Below are 14,847 nucleotides of genomic sequence, written 5' to 3'. Positions count from 1 at the left end.
TAATTATTGTTTAGCGAACCATGCGCGCAGCTGCGTTTCCAGTTCGTTGATGTCGATGATGTTATTGATCACCACCAGTTGGCTTTCCGGTACGCTGGCGCTGGCCGCGATATCTTTGGCCATTACAAAAAGATCGGCAGCCCCGGGCGTGGCCGATGAGAGATCGGAGTGTTCCACCTCGGCGTCAATATTGAGTTTCTTTAATACTTTTTTAATGTTCATTTCTACCATAAAACTACTACCCAGGCCGGAACCGCAAATTGCCATGATTTTCATTATTGTCACCTTTTAAAAGTAGAGTTGGTCTGCATCACGCACGGGCGTAATGTTATTTACCGCAAGAAAATGGAATAAAATCAGAAACGGTCAATAATCGTTTTAATGTCCTCCAGGTTTTTTGCCTGATGTAATTGTTCCATATCTACATCACTGGAAAATAATTCCGCCAGCGCCGATATCATTTCGATATGACTGTGCTTATCAGGCGCCGCCAGCATAATAATGATGTCAACCGGATCAAATTCGTCTGCGCCAAATGAAACGCCGCGCTGTAGTTTCAGTAACGATAAACCTAACCCTTTCGCCCCCTCTTCCGGCCTCGCATGCGGCATCGCTAACCCTGGCGCTAATACATAATACGGCCCAAGCTTTTGATGCTGCTGAACAATCGCCGTAATGTATTCCGGTGCGATAACACCTGCGTCCAGCAGGGGTTTGCCGCAAATTTCCAGCGCCTGCGGCCACGTTTCCACGCTCTCCCGTAGCGTGATGGTTGCGTCAGATAACCAGGTTCCCAGCATGTTATTCGCCCCCATGGTGTATGAAATTATGAACAAACTTTATTCAAGCCATCCGATATTAGCTGCGATCGTTATCACAAAGATAGCGCTACCAGCGACTATTACTCAGAATTGTGATAGCGCTATCAAATTAAAATCATGGTGTGAAATCACAGCAAAAAAGCGGATTTAAGGCGTATACTGCCAGTCATGCGAAGCAAAGAACGACAATAAAAAAGCATCTCAACATGTTGTAATGACGCAGGAATTTGTATGTCGATACCCCGTAAACGGCGCAGTACCGGTAAAGTGACTATCGCCGATGTAGCCCAACTTGCCGGTGTAGGCACGATGACCGTATCACGAGCCTTACGCACGCCGGAACAGGTCTCTGATAAACTCCGGGAAAAAATCGAAGCGGCAGTGCATGAGCTGGGCTATATGCCTAATCTCGCCGCCAGCGCGCTGGCGTCTGCCTCCTCGCACACCATCGCGATGGTCGTACCGAACCTTGCGGAAGCGGGGTGTTCTGAAATGTTCGCCGGGCTGCAACAAATTTTACAGCCCGCAGGCTACCAGATAATGCTGGCGGAATCGCAGCATCGCGTGGAACAAGAGGAGAAGCTGCTCGAAACGCTGCTGGCCTCCAACATTGCCGCGGCGATTCTGCTTAGCGTCGAACATAGCACTACCGTGCGCCAGTGGCTAAAAAATGCCTCTATCCCGGTGATGGAGATGGGCGCGATTCGCAGCGATCCTATTGATATGAATATCGGTATTGATAACGTTGCGGCAATGTATGAGCTGACGGAAATGCTGATTCAGCGCGGTTATCAGAATATCGGGCTACTATGCGCCAATCAGGAGCAGTGGATTTTTCAGCAACATCTGCACGGCTGGTACAAAGCGATGCTTCGCCACCATATGTCGCCAAACCGGGTGATTAATGCCGCCTTGCCGCCCAATTTTTCTACCGGCGCGTCGCAACTGCCTGAGTTTTTACTGGCGTGGCCGGAGCTGGACGCGCTGGTATGCGTATCGGATGAGCTGGCCTGCGGCGCGTTATACGAGTGCCAACGACGGCGGATCAAAGTTCCGGACGATTTAGCGGTGGTCGGGTTTGGCGATAGCGATGTCAGCCGGGTCTGCCAGCCGCCGTTAACCACCATGGCCGTACCGCACCGTAAGATTGGCAGTGAAGCCGGACGGGCGCTCTTGGAGAGGTTAAATCAGGGAAACTGGAGCGATCGAAAATCTATCGCCTCCAGTTTATGTATGCGGGAAAGCTGCTAAAACGCTTATTCCGTCTCTTCCGGTTTCTCCTGAAGCGCGGCTTCGTTTTTGGCGTTGCGGGTCATCCACAGCGCCAGCGCTTTGAGCGAGTCCGGCGTAAATTCATCACAGCGCGCGGTGATCTCCTCCGGAGTCAGCCAACACACTTCGCTGACTTCATCTTCCTGAAGCGCGAAAGGCCCGTGGGAAACGCAGCTAAACAGCGCGCCCCAAACCCGGCAATGTTGGTCCTCAAAGTAAAACAGACCGTGTTCGGCAAACGGCACGCCTGCAATACCCAACTCTTCTTCCGCTTCGCGGCGGGCAGATTCCAGTAGCTGCTCATCAGCCTGGACCACGCCGCCTGCGGTAGCATCTAACATACCGGGCAAAAAATCTTTTGTTTCGGTACGACGCTGCACCAGAATTTTACCCATACCATCATGAACGACGATATACGTCGCACGATGCCGTAAGCGTTGCGCACGCATCTGTTCCCGGCTGGACTGTGCAATGACTTCATTGTCTTCATTCACAATATCCACCCATTCCGTACTTGCCAAACGACGCTGTTCCACCATCAGGAAACCTTCTTATTTCTGGCGCTCTTACGGCGCATTTACGTTTGTGAGGTAAATTACGAGTTAATTGCAACCTGCGCAATGATACTTTGATCATTGAGTGCGATTACGCTCAACACATTATCATCCAGAATACCGTAGCTTGCCGCATACCCGCCTTTCGGGATGCTCACTGACCCAGGATTAAAGTGATACAGCCCTTCCTGCTGTTGCGCCACCGGCAGATGCGTATGACCATAGACCAACACATCGCCAGTATGCAGAGCGGGCAGATTCGTCGGCCCGAAGAGGTGCCCATGCGTTAAAAATAGCCGCCTCTCTTGCGTCAATATTTGCTGCCACGGCGCAGTTATCGGGAAATGCAGCAGCATCTGATCCACTTCGCTATCGCAGTTGCCGCGCACGGCAATGATTTGCGTCGCCACCGCGTTCAGGCGTTCGGCAACCTGGGCGGGCGCATAGCCTTCAGGCAGCGCATTGCGCGGCCCGTGGTTAAGGACATCGCCTAATATCACCAGCCAACGCGCGCCGCTTTGCGCGAACCGCTCAAGCACGCGTTCCGTGGCGGGTAAAGAACCATGAATGTCCGATGCGAACATCAGTTTCATCGCTCACTCCTCATTGTGAAAAACGGCGTTATGATACTGGAATATGAATAGATTTTCAGCCTGAACGCTTCGAGGAAAGCGCAATAAAACGCTGTACGGAAGCACGCTGCCACTGAAATGTCGCATACGCCGCCAGCGACGCCGGCACGTCATCGCCATGCAGCACCAGACGATTGATCATCAATGCCAGATCGGTATCGGCAATGCACCATTCACCAAATAAATTTTGCGTCCCCTGCCCCAATAGCGCTTCAGCCGTCGCAAACAGTTTTGCCGCACTGGCTTTTCCAGCCTCGCTTAGCGGCGCTTTTTTCGCCCCGGCAAACACCACGTCGGTAGGCCGTTCTTCGCGAAGCGGCAGTAAATCGCTGCGTAGCCACGCCTGAATCTGTCGCGCGCGGGCGCGTTTTTGTAAATCGTGCGGGTAGATACGCTCCCACTGCGGCGGCGCGAAACGCTCCTCCAGGTATTCCGCAATAGCGGACGACTCGCTCAGCTCAAAATTGTCGGCCTCAAGCACCGGTACGCGCTGCGTCAGCGCATATCCTCGCCAGCCAGGTTGCAGATGTTCTCCCTGGTCCAGATCGCGGGTTTTCAGAGTAAAGGAAAGCCCTTTTTCTTGTAATGCCACCCAGGCGGACAAGACGTAGGGAGAGAAAAAGTTCGCATCCGACCACAGCACAATAACAGGCTTACTCATAATGTCCTCTTGAGGGCGTATTAGGTTTCTTCCCAAAATATAGCGTCTTTCGCCTGCTGTCACCTGATGAAAACTCACACACATCAGGAGGCTTTCTATACTTAATTCAGCCCAGACTCTTTACGCACATGCAGGAGCCAAAATGATTGACCTTTACTACGCCCCCACGCCCAACGGGCATAAAATAACGCTGTTTCTGGAAGAGGCGGAGCTGGCGTATCGTTTGCTAAAAGTAGATATCAGCAAGGGCAATCAGTTTCGCCCTGATTTTTTGGCTATCTCTCCCAATAATAAAATTCCTGCCATCGTCGATCACGCCCCGGCAGACGGCGGTCAACCGCTTAGTCTTTTTGAATCCGGCGAAATTCTTCTCTACCTGGCGGAAAAAAGCGGCAAACTGCTTAGCGGGGAGCTGCGTGAACGCCATACCACGCTGCAATGGCTGTTCTGGCAGGTCGGCGGGTTAGGGCCGATGCTGGGCCAGAATCATCACTTTAACCATTTTGCGCCGCAGGCCATCCCCTATGCGATTGAACGCTATCAGGTTGAAACGCAACGCTTATACAACGTCCTGAATAAACGCCTTGAAGCCTCCCCGTGGCTGGGCGGCGACCACTACAGTATTGCGGATATCGCCAGTTGGCCGTGGGTTAACGCACATCAGCGTCAGCGAATCGATCTTGATAGCTACCCGGCGGTGTATAACTGGTTTGAACGCATTCGCACGCGTCCTGCGACAGCGCGCGCACTGTTACAAGCGCAACTGCACTGTAACAGTACGAAAGCGTAACGAGGTAGCATACATCATGTATGATGTAGAGGTGTATACACGGAAAAAACCTGCGTCCGGCACCCTTATTCGTATTAAAAACCTGACATTAGGGAAGAGGAAATCCTCCCTACTCTGGAGGTCATATGCAGATTCTGATTACCGGCGGTACGGGCCTGATAGGGCGTCATCTCATTCCCCGGCTGTTAACACTGGGGCATCAGGTGACGGTTGTTACGCGCAATCCCGATAACGCGCGTCAGATTCTCGATTCCAGAGTGACATTATGGAAAGGGCTGGCGGAACGTGAGCACCTCAATGAGATTGATGCCATCATCAATCTGGCGGGCGAACCGATTGCCGACAAGCGCTGGACGTCGCAACAAAAAGAACGGTTGTGCCAAAGCCGCTGGGCTATCACGCAAAAGTTGGTGGATTTAATTCATGCCAGCGCTACACCGCCCTCGGTGTTGATATCCGGCTCCGCCACGGGCTATTACGGCGATCTGGGCGACGTTGTCGTCACTGAAGATGAGCCGCCGCACAACGAATTTACGCATAAACTTTGCGCCCGCTGGGAACAGATTGCCTGTCGTGCGCAGAGCGACCAGACCCGCGTCTGCCTGCTGCGTACCGGCGTTGTCCTGGCACCGCAAGGCGGGATTCTGGGGAAAATGGTTCCGCCGTTTCGCCTCGGACTCGGCGGTCCGGTGGGTAATGGTCGGCAATATCTGGCCTGGATTCACATCGACGATATGGTCAACGGCATCCTGTGGCTGCTGAATAACGATCTTCGCGGTCCCTTCAATATGGTCTCGCCGTATCCCGTCCATAATGAGCATTTTGCTCATGCGCTGGGTCGCGTGCTGCGTCGTCCGGCGATTATTCGCATTCCGGCGACGGCAATTCGCTTATTGATGGGCGAGTCGTCAGTGCTGGTGCTGGGCGGACAGCGGGCGCTGCCAAAACGGCTTGAAGCCGCCGGATTCGCATTTCGCTGGTATGATTTAGAAGAGGCGCTGGCGGATGTGATTCGCTAGTTCCCAAAGCGCCGTATCCTGCCCGGTAAGCGATGCGCCGCCGGGCTTCTTTTATTTCAGCGAGCCTTTCAGGAATTGCTGTAAACGCGGGCTTTGCGGATTACCGAACACCTGCTCCGGATCGCCCTCTTCTTCAATTTTCCCCTGATGCAGAAAAATAACGTGCGAAGAGACATGGCGGGCGAAGCCCATTTCATGCGTGACCACCACCATCGTTTTGCCTTCTTCCGCCAGTTGTTGCATGATGCGCAACACTTCGCCGACCAGTTCAGGATCGAGCGCCGATGTGGGTTCATCGAACAGTAAAACGTCAGGTTCCATCGCCAGCGCGCGCGCAATAGAAACGCGCTGCTGTTGGCCACCGGAGAGATGGACGGGATATTTGCCCTGAGCGCGCTCATCAATCCCCACCTTCGCCAGATATTTCAACGCCCGCTCGCGCGCGTCGTGCTTGCTTAATCCCAGTACCTGAATCGGCGCTTCCATCACATTTTCCAGCACCGTCATGTGGCTCCAGAGGTTAAAGTGCTGAAACACCATCGTCAGGCGGGTACGCAACAAGCGTAGCTGATTTTTATCCGCCACTTTGAGCTGCCCGTCTTTGTCGCGCACCAGATTAATGTTCTGACCGTTCACGATAATCGCGCCTTCGCTCGGTTTTTCGAGGAAGTTAATACAGCGCAAAAAAGTGCTTTTACCGGAGCCGGACGAGCCGATGATGCTAATCACATCTCCGGCGCGGGCCTGCAGCGATACCCCTTTCAGCACTTCATGACCGCCGTAGCGTTTGTGCAAATCGATAACGTGTAATTTATTTTCTGACATCATGTTACTCGAATTATTTAGAGGACACGTGCTGCAACCAGCGTCTTTCCGCCCGACGGAACAGGCTTATCAGGACATACGAAATGAGTAAATACAACACGGCGGCAATGCCAAACGCGGTAAACGGCTGGTAAGTCGCTGAGTTAATATCGCGGGCGATTTTCAACAAATCCGGCACCGTCGCGGTAAACGCCAGCGCCGTAGAGTGCAGCATTAAAATCACTTCGTTGCTGTAGGCAGGCAAGGCGATGCGTAATGCCGACGGCAAAATAATGCAGCGATACATTTTAAATGACGAGAAGCCATAGGCCCGTGCCGCTTCAATTTCACCGTGCGGCACCGAGCGAATCGCCCCGGCGAAAATCTCCGTGGTATACGCGCAGGTATTCAGCGTCAGCGCCAGTACGGTACAGTTCAGTCCGCTGCGGAAAAACGCGTTAAGAAGATCGGTGCCTTTGACTATCTCCAGCGTATACATCCCCGAATAGAACACCAGTAGCTGTACGTACAGCGGCGTGCCGCGAAAAATATACGTAAACAGCCAGATGGGAAAACGGATGAATTTATTACTGGAAACGCGACCCACCGCCAGAATCACCGCCAGAAGACCGCCCATCACCACTGATGAAATTAACAACCACAGCGTAATCGCCACGCCGGTAAAACGATAGCCATCCGTCCACAGCAGGGATTTCCAGTACTCCTGAATGATCTCAATCACAAATCGGCCCTCTTCACGCCCACGGAATAGCGACGCTCAAGTAAGAGCAGCACACCATTGGAAACGGTGGTAAATACCAGGTAGATAAGTCCACAGACCACGGCAAAATAGAAAGGCTCCCAGGTGCTTTTACCGGCAAGTTGCGTGGCTTTGACGACATCTTCCAGGCCCAGTAGCGACACCAGCGCCGTCGCTTTGAGTATCACCTGCCAGTTATTGCCGATCCCCGGCAGGGCGTAACGCATCATCGCCGGGAACATAATCCGCCGGAAGGTTTGCCCGTGGGTAAAACCAAAGGCCGTCGCCGCTTCGATATGGCCTTTCGGTACCGCCATAAACGCGCCGCGAAAGGTTTCGGTAAAATAGGCGCCGTAGATGAAACCAAGGGTGATAATACCGGCCACCATCGGATCAATATCTATCTGGTCGATACCCAGCGAATCGGTCACCACGTTAAGCGCGATTTGCAATCCGTAAAATATCAGCAGCATTAAGACCAGATCCGGCACCCCGCGAATCAGGGTGGTGTACCCTTCAAAAATAAGCCCCGTTACCCGGTTTTGCGAAAGCTTCGCCCCCGCGCCGACGAGACCGATAAGCACGGCCAGCACCACGGAACTGAGCGCCAGTTCCAGCGTGACGATCGCGCCCTGTAAAATTACGCCTGAAAACCCGTACAACATGCAGCCTGTCCTGTTGTGTGTGGTGAAGTAAGAAGCCTCTTTTGCATTTTTGCCTCACATCACGCCGGATGGCGGCTGTGCCTTGCCCGGCCTACGATGCTCCCCGTAGGCCTGACACGCACAGCGCCCTCAGGCAATGCAGACAGTCAATATTCTTTGGGCTTTATCTGCACCGACGGTGATTAACCGCCATAAACATCAAAATCAAAGTACTTTTTCGCCAGCTTTTCGTAAGTACCGTCAGCACGCATTTCAGCAAAGGCTTTGTTCAGCGCTTCGCGCAGCTCGTTATCCTCTTTGCGCAGCCCCATACCGGTTCCTACGCCGAATAACTTCTCATCTTTCACCGCCGGGCCGCCGAATTTATAGTCTTTTCCGACGGGCTGTTTAAGGAAACCTTCGCTGGCCGCGACCTCGTCCTGGAACGCTGCATCAATACGGCCAGCCGTCAGATCGGAATAAATGTTGTCCTGCCCCTGGTAAGAGACGATCTCAATCCCTTTCGGCGCCCAGTGCTCATTGCCGAAGGTCTCCTGCGTCGTCCCCTGTAGCACGCCGACGCGCTTGCCTTTCAGCGACGCGACGGTCGGCTGAATATCAGAGTTCTTCGCCACCACCAGACGGGAATCAGCGGCGTAAAGCTTGTCGGTAAACGCGATTTCCTGCTGGCGCTTTTCAGTGATGGACAGCGAGGACATGATGGCATCAATTTTCTTCGCTTTTAAAGACGGAATCAGCGCATCCAGCGGGTTTTCCACGAACGTACACTGTGTGTTGATACGTTTGCACAGCTCTTTGGCCAGATCGATATCAAAGCCGACCAATTCACCTTGTGCATTTTTGGATTCAAACGGTGCGTATGTAGGATCGGTACCGATACGAATCTTTTGTGGAATAGCGGCAAATGCTGCGGTAGCGCTGGAAAATGCCAGCACCAGAGAAAGGGATAACGCCAGTTTTTTCATAACTATCCTCAACAGACTGTCTTTCCAGGAGATCTTTACAGATCCGATGCGACTATCGTGCCATTAATCAGGCCGACAAGGCAAAGCATTCTACCTTGTCAGCCGGTTTATTTTGCATAAAAATCGATTAAGTATGCATTTATGCGCCTGTTCCGCAACGGCTTATGCACCAAAAAGGTGCAAAACATCTATTTTGCACCGTGATAGTTCCCCAGCGCGGCGCGTTATCCCCTTCCCTCAATCGCCGTAAACATTAAAATCGAAGTACTTTTTGGCCATTTTGTCGTAAGTTCCGTCCTGGCGCAGTTCGGTCAGCGCTTTATCAAACGCGGCTTTTAGCTCGGTATCGTCTTTGCGCAGCCCAACCCCCGTCCCGTCGCCAAAATATTTTTTATCCTTCACGGAAGGACCGGCAAACGCATACTCTTTGCCCGCTGGCTGCTTCAGGAAACCTTCGCTGGCGGCGACTTCATCCTGCAATGCGGCATCCAGACGACCGGCGGTTAAATCGGAATAGATAAGATCCTGGTTGGCATAAGCCACCACATCCACACCTTTAGTGCGCCAGTTATCATTGGCGTAAGCCTCTTGCGTGGACCCTTGCAGCACGCCGACATGCTTGCCTTTCAGCGATTCCAGCGTCGGCTGAATGGGAGACCCTTTTGCCGCAATCAGGCGTGAATCCGCCGCGTAAAGTTTGTCGGAAAACGCGATTTCTTGCTGGCGTTTATCGGTAATAGAGAGCGATGAAATAATGGCATCAATTTTTTTCGCTTTTAGTGAGGGAATAAGCGCATCAAAGTCGCTGGCGACCCAGGTACATTTCACCTGCATACGCTTACACATTTCATTACCGAGATCGATATCAAAGCCAATAAAGTCGCCTTTGGCATCTTTCGATGAGAAAGGCGCGTAGGTGGTATCTGTTCCAATACGAACCGTTTGCGGGAGCGCGGCGTAACTGGCCGCCGTCGCGCCCAGACCTATCAGCAAAGACAAAGCGAGAACGGTCTTCTTCATACATACCCCTCAAGTAGCGTCATTTTCTTATGTTTTACGTGGCGTTGTGTGTTTGCAGACTTTTTCATGCAGGTCTTATGCCATTTTCACGTCAGCAAAACGATTCGACGTTAAATTTGTTAATAAAACGTTGCAATATTGTCCTGATGTTGAAGATAGCAGGTATGACGGTTGAACCGCAGCGTTTCGGCGGCTTTTAACGAATTAAATGTTGAGGATATGATCGCGGTTACAAAATTGCCCTGAAACAGGGCAACAGGGACAATAATGCACGCTAAACAGACAACGCTATGCGCCCTGCCAGCGAACAAAAAGATCGTGCGGAAGGGGGATATCAAACTGATCCAAAACTCGGTTAACCGTTTGATTTATAACATCATCTAACGTCTGAGGAAGGTGATAAAAAGCCGGAACCGGCGGCATAATCACCGCGCCTATCTCAGCGGCCTGGGTCATTAAACGCAAATGCCCGATATGCAGCGGCGTTTCGCGCACACACAGCACCAGAGGTCGCCGCTCTTTTAATATCACATCCGCCGCGCGGGTAAGCAGTCCGTCAGTATAACTGTGGACAATCCCCGACAGCGTTTTAATCGAACAGGGCAGGATAACCATTCCCGCCGTCGGGTAAGAGCCGGAGGAAATGCTGGCGGCAATGTCGCGCGCATCGTGCGTCACATCGGCCAGCGCCTGCACCTCGCGCAGCGAAAAATGGGTCTCCAGCGCCAGCGTTTGCCGGGCCGCCTGGCTCATCACCAGATGCGTTTCCACGCTATCGACATCGCGCAAAATTTGTAATAAGCGCACGCCATAAATCGCTCCGCTGGCGCCGCTAATTCCTACAATGAGTCGTTTCATGTTCTCTTACCGTTTACGAGCGCCGTTCATCCCACTGTGTTACGTAATCGGCTCAAAGTGGGTCTGAAGAGATACCATGACAAAAGAATCCCTATCATAAAAGCCAGCTCAACCAACATTATCACTACCCCTTGCTCACTAAACCAGGTGCCGACCATAATGGCAAAATTGGTGATAATGACAAATCGGGCCGTCCAGGGGAAAAGCGGCGATCGATAGCGTAGCAAATCGCTGGCGTACGTTCCATTACGCACCGATTGTCGGAAACGATACTGGCACCATCCGATGGTTATCCATGCCAGGCAACCCACCTGCCCGGTACTGGCGATCAGATATAAATAAAATTGCTGTGCGGGAATATAGCGGGTCAGCAACGACACCAACGCCAACAAGGCCGTGATTAAAATAGCATACACCGGCACGCCGCCGCCGTTCGTTTTACCAAAGCAGGCTGGCGCAAAGCGATCGCCCGCCATAGACCACAGCATACGCGAACTGGCGTAAATAGCCGAGTTAGCGGCAGAAACCGCGGCGGAAAAGATCACCAGCGTCATCAGCGTATCCGCCCCCGGAATGCCCGCGTGGGAGAATACCCATACAAAGGGACTTTGTCCATTTGGCGTCAGTTCATGCGGATAGACCAGCGCCAGCACCGCAATCGCCAGGCCGTAAAACAAAATGATTCTGAGACCGATCCCCAGGATCACTTTCGGTAAAATAATGTGCGGCGATTCGGTCTCCCCTGCCGCATTTCCTACCAGTTCCACCCCCTGGAAGGAGTAAATCACGATCGTCATACAGACCACAATTTGCTCCCAACCGTGGGGAAACCACATTCCGTCTGTTTTTAACGTCGGGTGCCAGTCACTATGGCCCATTAGCGAGTAGATCATAACCCCGCCCGCGCAAATAAACAGCACGATCGCGAAGACCTTAATGGCCGAAAGCCAGTATTCGCATTCGCCAAAACTTTTTGCGGAGGTAAGATTGATGGCCGTCAGGATGAGCAGAATCGCCAGGCAGAACATATATACCGGAACCGCGGGGAAAAACTGGTGAGCAATAAACCCTGCGGCAGTGAGGTCGGCTGCCAGGGAAAAGACCCAGCTAAACCAGTAAAGCCAGCCAATGGTATAGCTCCAGCAAGGTGACGGCATGAACATCAGCGCGTAATGTTGAAATGAACCGGAGTGAGGAAAGGCGCATGATAATTCGCCAAGACACATCATCGTCGCCAGCATAATGCTTCCGGCAAACAGATAGGCCAGTAAGGTTCCCGCCGGCCCGACGCTGCTTAACGGTTCGGCAATGCCGATAAATAAGCCGGTGCCAATCGTGCCGCCCAACGACATCATTAGCAGATGCCGCTTCTTCAGGTTACGCCGCAGACCGCCTTCGGGCTCTGCTGGCGGTGGTTGTTGCAGGGTATCCATCGTTACTCCCTGTCTTTCGTGAGGTCAAAGATGCCGCCGCGACATAGCCGCGGCGGTTATGCGTTAACGCGTAAACCTCCAGGCGACGCCTTTGGTCTGGCAGGCCATTAACAGGCCCGTATAATCCAGCTCAAAGCGAACCACATCGCCTACTTTTAGCGACTGACGACAATCTTCAATATCCACCAGCGTATGATCGCTGGTTTGTCCTAAGATAGTGATAGCGTCGTCGCATGGCACACAGTTATCCGACGGCACATCCTGGCGACCAAACGCCAGCAATGCGCGTCGGCGTATGCCACGATCGACAAAGGTTTTACTTTGCAAAAAGGCATCGACGCCCAGCTCCCCGACCGGGACGGTAGGTTTACTGTTCAGTTCGATGATTTCCGCTTCCAGGATATACATATCGGAACAGGCTTTATCGACCGGTTTTGCGGAGTGGTGAAATTCATTCAGGTATTTCATGTCCACATATTCAATGCCGAATTCATGCAGTCCGCCGATGCGCAGATGATTCAGTCCCTGCGGCCAGATACCTTTATCCAGCAGGTGATAGCTGGTGCAGTTTCCCGCAGAAAGCCGCCGGACAGGAATACCGCTGTCGGCTTCCAGCCGGGCGGCCAGCGCCAGAAAATCCTCGCCATTTTTTACCGTTGGCAACACGGTGCCGTAACAATTAAAGTTGGTGCCCAGTCCATATAATTCCAGACCGGGCAGACCAGTAATCAGAGTCACGGTCTCAAGAATGCGTTGATATTCACCAAACCAGATACCCTCGCGTAAATCGCCCATATCCACCATCAGTAATACCTGATGCGTTTTCCCCTGGCGTTGGGCTTCTTGCGATAATGCCCGTAATACCACCGGCTCGCTATTTAAACTAATATCCGCGTAGCGCACCACATCTTCGATTTCACTCAGACACGGGCTGCGTAACAGGCAAGTCGTACATCCTGTCTCGCGTATTTTTTTCAAATTATAGGTTCGTGATTCAGCAATAACGGTAATTCCGCCGTTGAACACCGCCTGTGCAGTTTCCACGCAGCCGTCAAAAACTTTATTGACAGCCATCACGTCAATACCGCTGCTTGCCAGCAGAGCTTTTTCCGTGCGGGCGTTTTCTTCCAGCTTGCGTAGATTGATTTCCAGAACTGGCATATACATTTTATTTTCCTCCCGCCATGCTTAAACGGGCATTACGTTTCTGCGCCCGATGGTAAATGTACTCCGCGACGACAACCGCCAGCACGGCTCCGCCAATAATTTTCCCGGCGTACTGGAAATATCCGCCCATATCAATTTGAGAAGGCGGAATAAATAACAGCGCAACGGCAAAGGCGATAGAAAGAAAGCCCAGCGCGGGTAAAATAGCCGGTAAAACCTTGCCCGGAATTTTAAAACTTCTTGGCGTATCCGGCTGAGTCTTACGTAAACGCCAGAACGCCGGGAACATCACCAGGTAAGGAATAAAATAGGTGATGGTCGTTAGCGCCGTTAACATCCAGTAAGCCGCCGCAACGCTTGGCGAAATAAAAGTCGAAAAACACAGGACCGTGACAATAATCGCCTGTACAGTCAAGGCAAAGGCGGGCGTTTTCCACACCGGATGTAATTTGCCGATTCGGTCCCCCAGCAGATTATCTTCACGCGAGGCTTCCTGGAGCATATAAATCGGCCCCACCAGCCAGGAGTTAATCTGCCCGAGAGCGCCAAAAAACATACAGATGGCCATAACAGGAATTAACCACGGCATATGCAGCGTATCCGCAGCAGCATGCATAGCCTGCATGACGCCTGCCACAATGTCGGTTTTCCCGGCGGGTAAAAGCGTGTTTAGCGCCCAGGTGCCGACCATATAGATCCCAACGATAACGGCGGCGGAGACGGCCATCGCTCGCGGAAAATCACGCTGTGGATTACGGGTACGCCCGGCAATCATCGGGGCGACCTCCAGTCCGGCAAACGCAAACATCATGCTGGATAAGAAAACGATCGTATCCCAGTGTCCGAGATCCGGAATCCAGTTTTTCGCTGTAGTGTAGTCCGTCTGCATCTGGTGTCCGGTACATAGCCATACCACCGCCAGTAAAATGAGGATGGCGGAGGGAATAAATACGCCGCACCAGGCGCTGATGCTATTAATAATTTTTGTCCATTCCATCCCGCGGATATTCATCAGCGTTAATAGCCAGAAAATTACCGCGGAACCAATACCGATAAATGCTTTATTTTCCGCCAGGCCGCCGCCGATCATATAGCCCAACGCGGTAAAGCCGAATTGCAGCATTAATGGGAAAAACAGTACGCAGGAAAAGAGAAAACAAACCACGACAATCCATGCAATACGTTTACCAAATGCCTCTTTAATCCAGACAAATATCCCGCCATCTTTCGGCCAGCCGGTTGACAGCTCGCCGCATACCATCGCTAAAGGAAAAAACAAGCAGAATGCGGCTATCACCCATAACAACATGGCCGATGCCCCGTAAGGCGCCACGTTAGGGATTTGCCGCAAACTCAGAATAGCGATGACATTCATAAAGACAATGTCTTTGATGCCAAGTAAGCCAGAATTCGTGTTACTCATGGC

General features: G+C 52.3%; 17 protein-coding genes. 3 read left to right on the top strand and 14 right to left on the bottom strand.

Annotated elements, in window-relative coordinates; translation table 11 throughout:
• Window positions 1–3: 3 nt before the first annotated feature.
• Window positions 4–276, bottom strand: coding sequence for a PTS sugar transporter subunit IIB (locus HU143_RS07455; RefSeq protein ID WP_000699818.1), 273 nt, complete (start codon window positions 274–276; stop codon window positions 4–6).
• 80 nt (window positions 277–356) lie between these two features.
• The gene (locus HU143_RS07450; RefSeq protein ID WP_023226613.1) at window positions 357–800 is read right to left on the bottom strand and encodes a PTS sugar transporter subunit IIA; all 444 of its coding nucleotides are present in this window, start codon (window positions 798–800) and stop codon (window positions 357–359) included.
• A gap of 252 nt (window positions 801–1,052) precedes the next feature.
• On the opposite strand from HU143_RS07450, the gene HU143_RS07445 reads away from it, so the two are divergent.
• Window positions 1,053–2,072, top strand: a complete 1,020-nt coding sequence (locus HU143_RS07445) for a LacI family DNA-binding transcriptional regulator (RefSeq protein ID WP_000026949.1) — start codon at window positions 1,053–1,055, stop codon at window positions 2,070–2,072.
• Between the two features lie 5 nt (window positions 2,073–2,077).
• Here HU143_RS07445 and yfcD read toward each other — a convergent pair whose 3' ends face one another.
• Genes yfcD through yfcF form a run of 3 tightly spaced genes read right to left on the bottom strand, consistent with a single transcriptional unit; the run spans window position 2,078 to window position 3,940 of the window.
• Window positions 2,078–2,632: an NUDIX hydrolase YfcD gene (gene yfcD / locus HU143_RS07440; protein WP_000230215.1), complete on the bottom strand. Its 555-nt coding sequence runs from the start codon at window positions 2,630–2,632 to the stop codon at window positions 2,078–2,080.
• Window positions 2,633–2,688: 56 nt separating this feature from the next.
• Window positions 2,689–3,240: a phosphodiesterase gene (gene yfcE, locus HU143_RS07435; protein ID WP_000772458.1), complete on the bottom strand. Its 552-nt coding sequence runs from the start codon at window positions 3,238–3,240 to the stop codon at window positions 2,689–2,691.
• Between the two features lie 55 nt (window positions 3,241–3,295).
• The gene (gene yfcF / locus HU143_RS07430; protein ID WP_000043013.1) at window positions 3,296–3,940 is read right to left on the bottom strand and encodes a glutathione transferase; all 645 of its coding nucleotides are present in this window, start codon (window positions 3,938–3,940) and stop codon (window positions 3,296–3,298) included.
• A gap of 142 nt (window positions 3,941–4,082) precedes the next feature.
• On the opposite strand from yfcF, the gene yfcG reads away from it, so the two are divergent.
• Window positions 4,083–4,730 (top strand): GSH-dependent disulfide bond oxidoreductase, encoded by a 648-nt coding sequence (gene yfcG / locus HU143_RS07425; RefSeq protein WP_023226611.1) that lies wholly within the window; start codon window positions 4,083–4,085, stop codon window positions 4,728–4,730.
• Window positions 4,731–4,855: 125 nt separating this feature from the next.
• Window positions 4,856–5,749, top strand: a complete 894-nt coding sequence (locus tag HU143_RS07420) for a TIGR01777 family oxidoreductase (protein WP_023226610.1) — start codon at window positions 4,856–4,858, stop codon at window positions 5,747–5,749.
• Window positions 5,750–5,800: 51 nt separating this feature from the next.
• Here HU143_RS07420 and hisP read toward each other — a convergent pair whose 3' ends face one another.
• The 9 genes from hisP to HU143_RS07375 form a co-directional block, all read right to left on the bottom strand.
• A complete protein-coding gene (gene hisP, locus HU143_RS07415; RefSeq protein WP_001293591.1) occupies window positions 5,801–6,574 on the bottom strand; it encodes a histidine ABC transporter ATP-binding protein HisP in 774 nt (257 codons plus the stop codon).
• Window positions 6,575–6,587: 13 nt separating this feature from the next.
• Window positions 6,588–7,295 (bottom strand): histidine ABC transporter permease HisM, encoded by a 708-nt coding sequence (gene hisM / locus HU143_RS07410; protein WP_000569771.1) that lies wholly within the window; start codon window positions 7,293–7,295, stop codon window positions 6,588–6,590.
• Window positions 7,292–7,978 carry a histidine ABC transporter permease HisQ gene (locus HU143_RS07405; protein ID WP_000965498.1) on the bottom strand — a complete coding sequence of 229 codons (687 nt, stop codon included), beginning with the start codon at window positions 7,976–7,978 and terminating at the stop codon, window positions 7,292–7,294. The genes hisM and HU143_RS07405 overlap by 4 nt, the downstream gene beginning before the upstream one ends.
• Window positions 7,979–8,160: 182 nt before the next feature.
• Window positions 8,161–8,943, bottom strand: a complete 783-nt coding sequence (gene hisJ, locus HU143_RS07400; RefSeq protein ID WP_000731868.1) for a histidine ABC transporter substrate-binding protein HisJ — start codon at window positions 8,941–8,943, stop codon at window positions 8,161–8,163.
• Between the two features lie 237 nt (window positions 8,944–9,180).
• Window positions 9,181–9,963 (bottom strand): lysine/arginine/ornithine ABC transporter substrate-binding protein ArgT, encoded by a 783-nt coding sequence (gene argT, locus HU143_RS07395; RefSeq protein ID WP_000754418.1) that lies wholly within the window; start codon window positions 9,961–9,963, stop codon window positions 9,181–9,183.
• 288 nt (window positions 9,964–10,251) lie between these two features.
• Entirely contained in the window at window positions 10,252–10,821 is a 570-nt protein-coding gene (locus HU143_RS07390) for a UbiX family flavin prenyltransferase (protein WP_000825682.1), read from the bottom strand.
• Window positions 10,822–10,847: 26 nt separating this feature from the next.
• Window positions 10,848–12,254, bottom strand: a complete 1,407-nt coding sequence (locus tag HU143_RS07385) for an amino acid permease (RefSeq protein WP_000380346.1) — start codon at window positions 12,252–12,254, stop codon at window positions 10,848–10,850.
• A 63-nt stretch (window positions 12,255–12,317) separates the two neighbouring features.
• Window positions 12,318–13,421 (bottom strand): alanine/ornithine racemase family PLP-dependent enzyme, encoded by a 1,104-nt coding sequence (locus HU143_RS07380; protein WP_000281907.1) that lies wholly within the window; start codon window positions 13,419–13,421, stop codon window positions 12,318–12,320.
• A 1-nt stretch (window position 13,422) separates the two neighbouring features.
• Window positions 13,423–14,844, bottom strand: a complete 1,422-nt coding sequence (locus HU143_RS07375; protein ID WP_000072512.1) for an APC family permease — start codon at window positions 14,842–14,844, stop codon at window positions 13,423–13,425.
• Window positions 14,845–14,847: the final 3 nt, after the last annotated feature.

Origin of the sequence: Salmonella sp. SJTUF14076, from assembly GCF_015534835.1 — a bacterium.
Taxonomy (GTDB): Bacteria; Pseudomonadota; Gammaproteobacteria; order Enterobacterales; family Enterobacteriaceae; genus Salmonella; species Salmonella enterica.
This window is presented reverse-complemented; position numbering and strand designations above follow the sequence as displayed.

Bases quoted from the DNA above. Each gene is read 5' to 3' on its own strand.
- hisJ (WP_000731868.1), bottom strand. From the start codon at position 8,943: ATGAAAAAACTGGCGTTATCCCTTTCTCTGGTGCTGGCATTTTCCAGC.
- yfcF (WP_000043013.1), bottom strand. From the start codon at position 3,940: ATGAGTAAGCCTGTTATTGTGCTGTGGTCGGATGCGAACTTTTTCTCT.
- HU143_RS07405 (WP_000965498.1), bottom strand. From the start codon at position 7,978: ATGTTGTACGGGTTTTCAGGCGTAATTTTACAGGGCGCGATCGTCACG.
- yfcE (WP_000772458.1), bottom strand. From the start codon at position 3,240: ATGAAACTGATGTTCGCATCGGACATTCATGGTTCTTTACCCGCCACG.
- yfcG (WP_023226611.1), top strand. From the start codon at position 4,083: ATGATTGACCTTTACTACGCCCCCACGCCCAACGGGCATAAAATAACG.
- argT (WP_000754418.1), bottom strand. From the start codon at position 9,963: ATGAAGAAGACCGTTCTCGCTTTGTCTTTGCTGATAGGTCTGGGCGCG.
- yfcD (WP_000230215.1), bottom strand. From the start codon at position 2,632: ATGGTGGAACAGCGTCGTTTGGCAAGTACGGAATGGGTGGATATTGTG.
- HU143_RS07450 (WP_023226613.1), bottom strand. From the start codon at position 800: ATGCTGGGAACCTGGTTATCTGACGCAACCATCACGCTACGGGAGAGC.
- HU143_RS07385 (WP_000380346.1), bottom strand. From the start codon at position 12,254: ATGGATACCCTGCAACAACCACCGCCAGCAGAGCCCGAAGGCGGTCTG.
- hisP (WP_001293591.1), bottom strand. From the start codon at position 6,574: ATGTCAGAAAATAAATTACACGTTATCGATTTGCACAAACGCTACGGC.
- HU143_RS07455 (WP_000699818.1), bottom strand. From the start codon at position 276: ATGAAAATCATGGCAATTTGCGGTTCCGGCCTGGGTAGTAGTTTTATG.
- HU143_RS07380 (WP_000281907.1), bottom strand. From the start codon at position 13,421: ATGTATATGCCAGTTCTGGAAATCAATCTACGCAAGCTGGAAGAAAAC.
- HU143_RS07445 (WP_000026949.1), top strand. From the start codon at position 1,053: ATGTCGATACCCCGTAAACGGCGCAGTACCGGTAAAGTGACTATCGCC.
- HU143_RS07420 (WP_023226610.1), top strand. From the start codon at position 4,856: ATGCAGATTCTGATTACCGGCGGTACGGGCCTGATAGGGCGTCATCTC.
- HU143_RS07375 (WP_000072512.1), bottom strand. From the start codon at position 14,844: ATGAGTAACACGAATTCTGGCTTACTTGGCATCAAAGACATTGTCTTT.
- HU143_RS07390 (WP_000825682.1), bottom strand. From the start codon at position 10,821: ATGAAACGACTCATTGTAGGAATTAGCGGCGCCAGCGGAGCGATTTAT.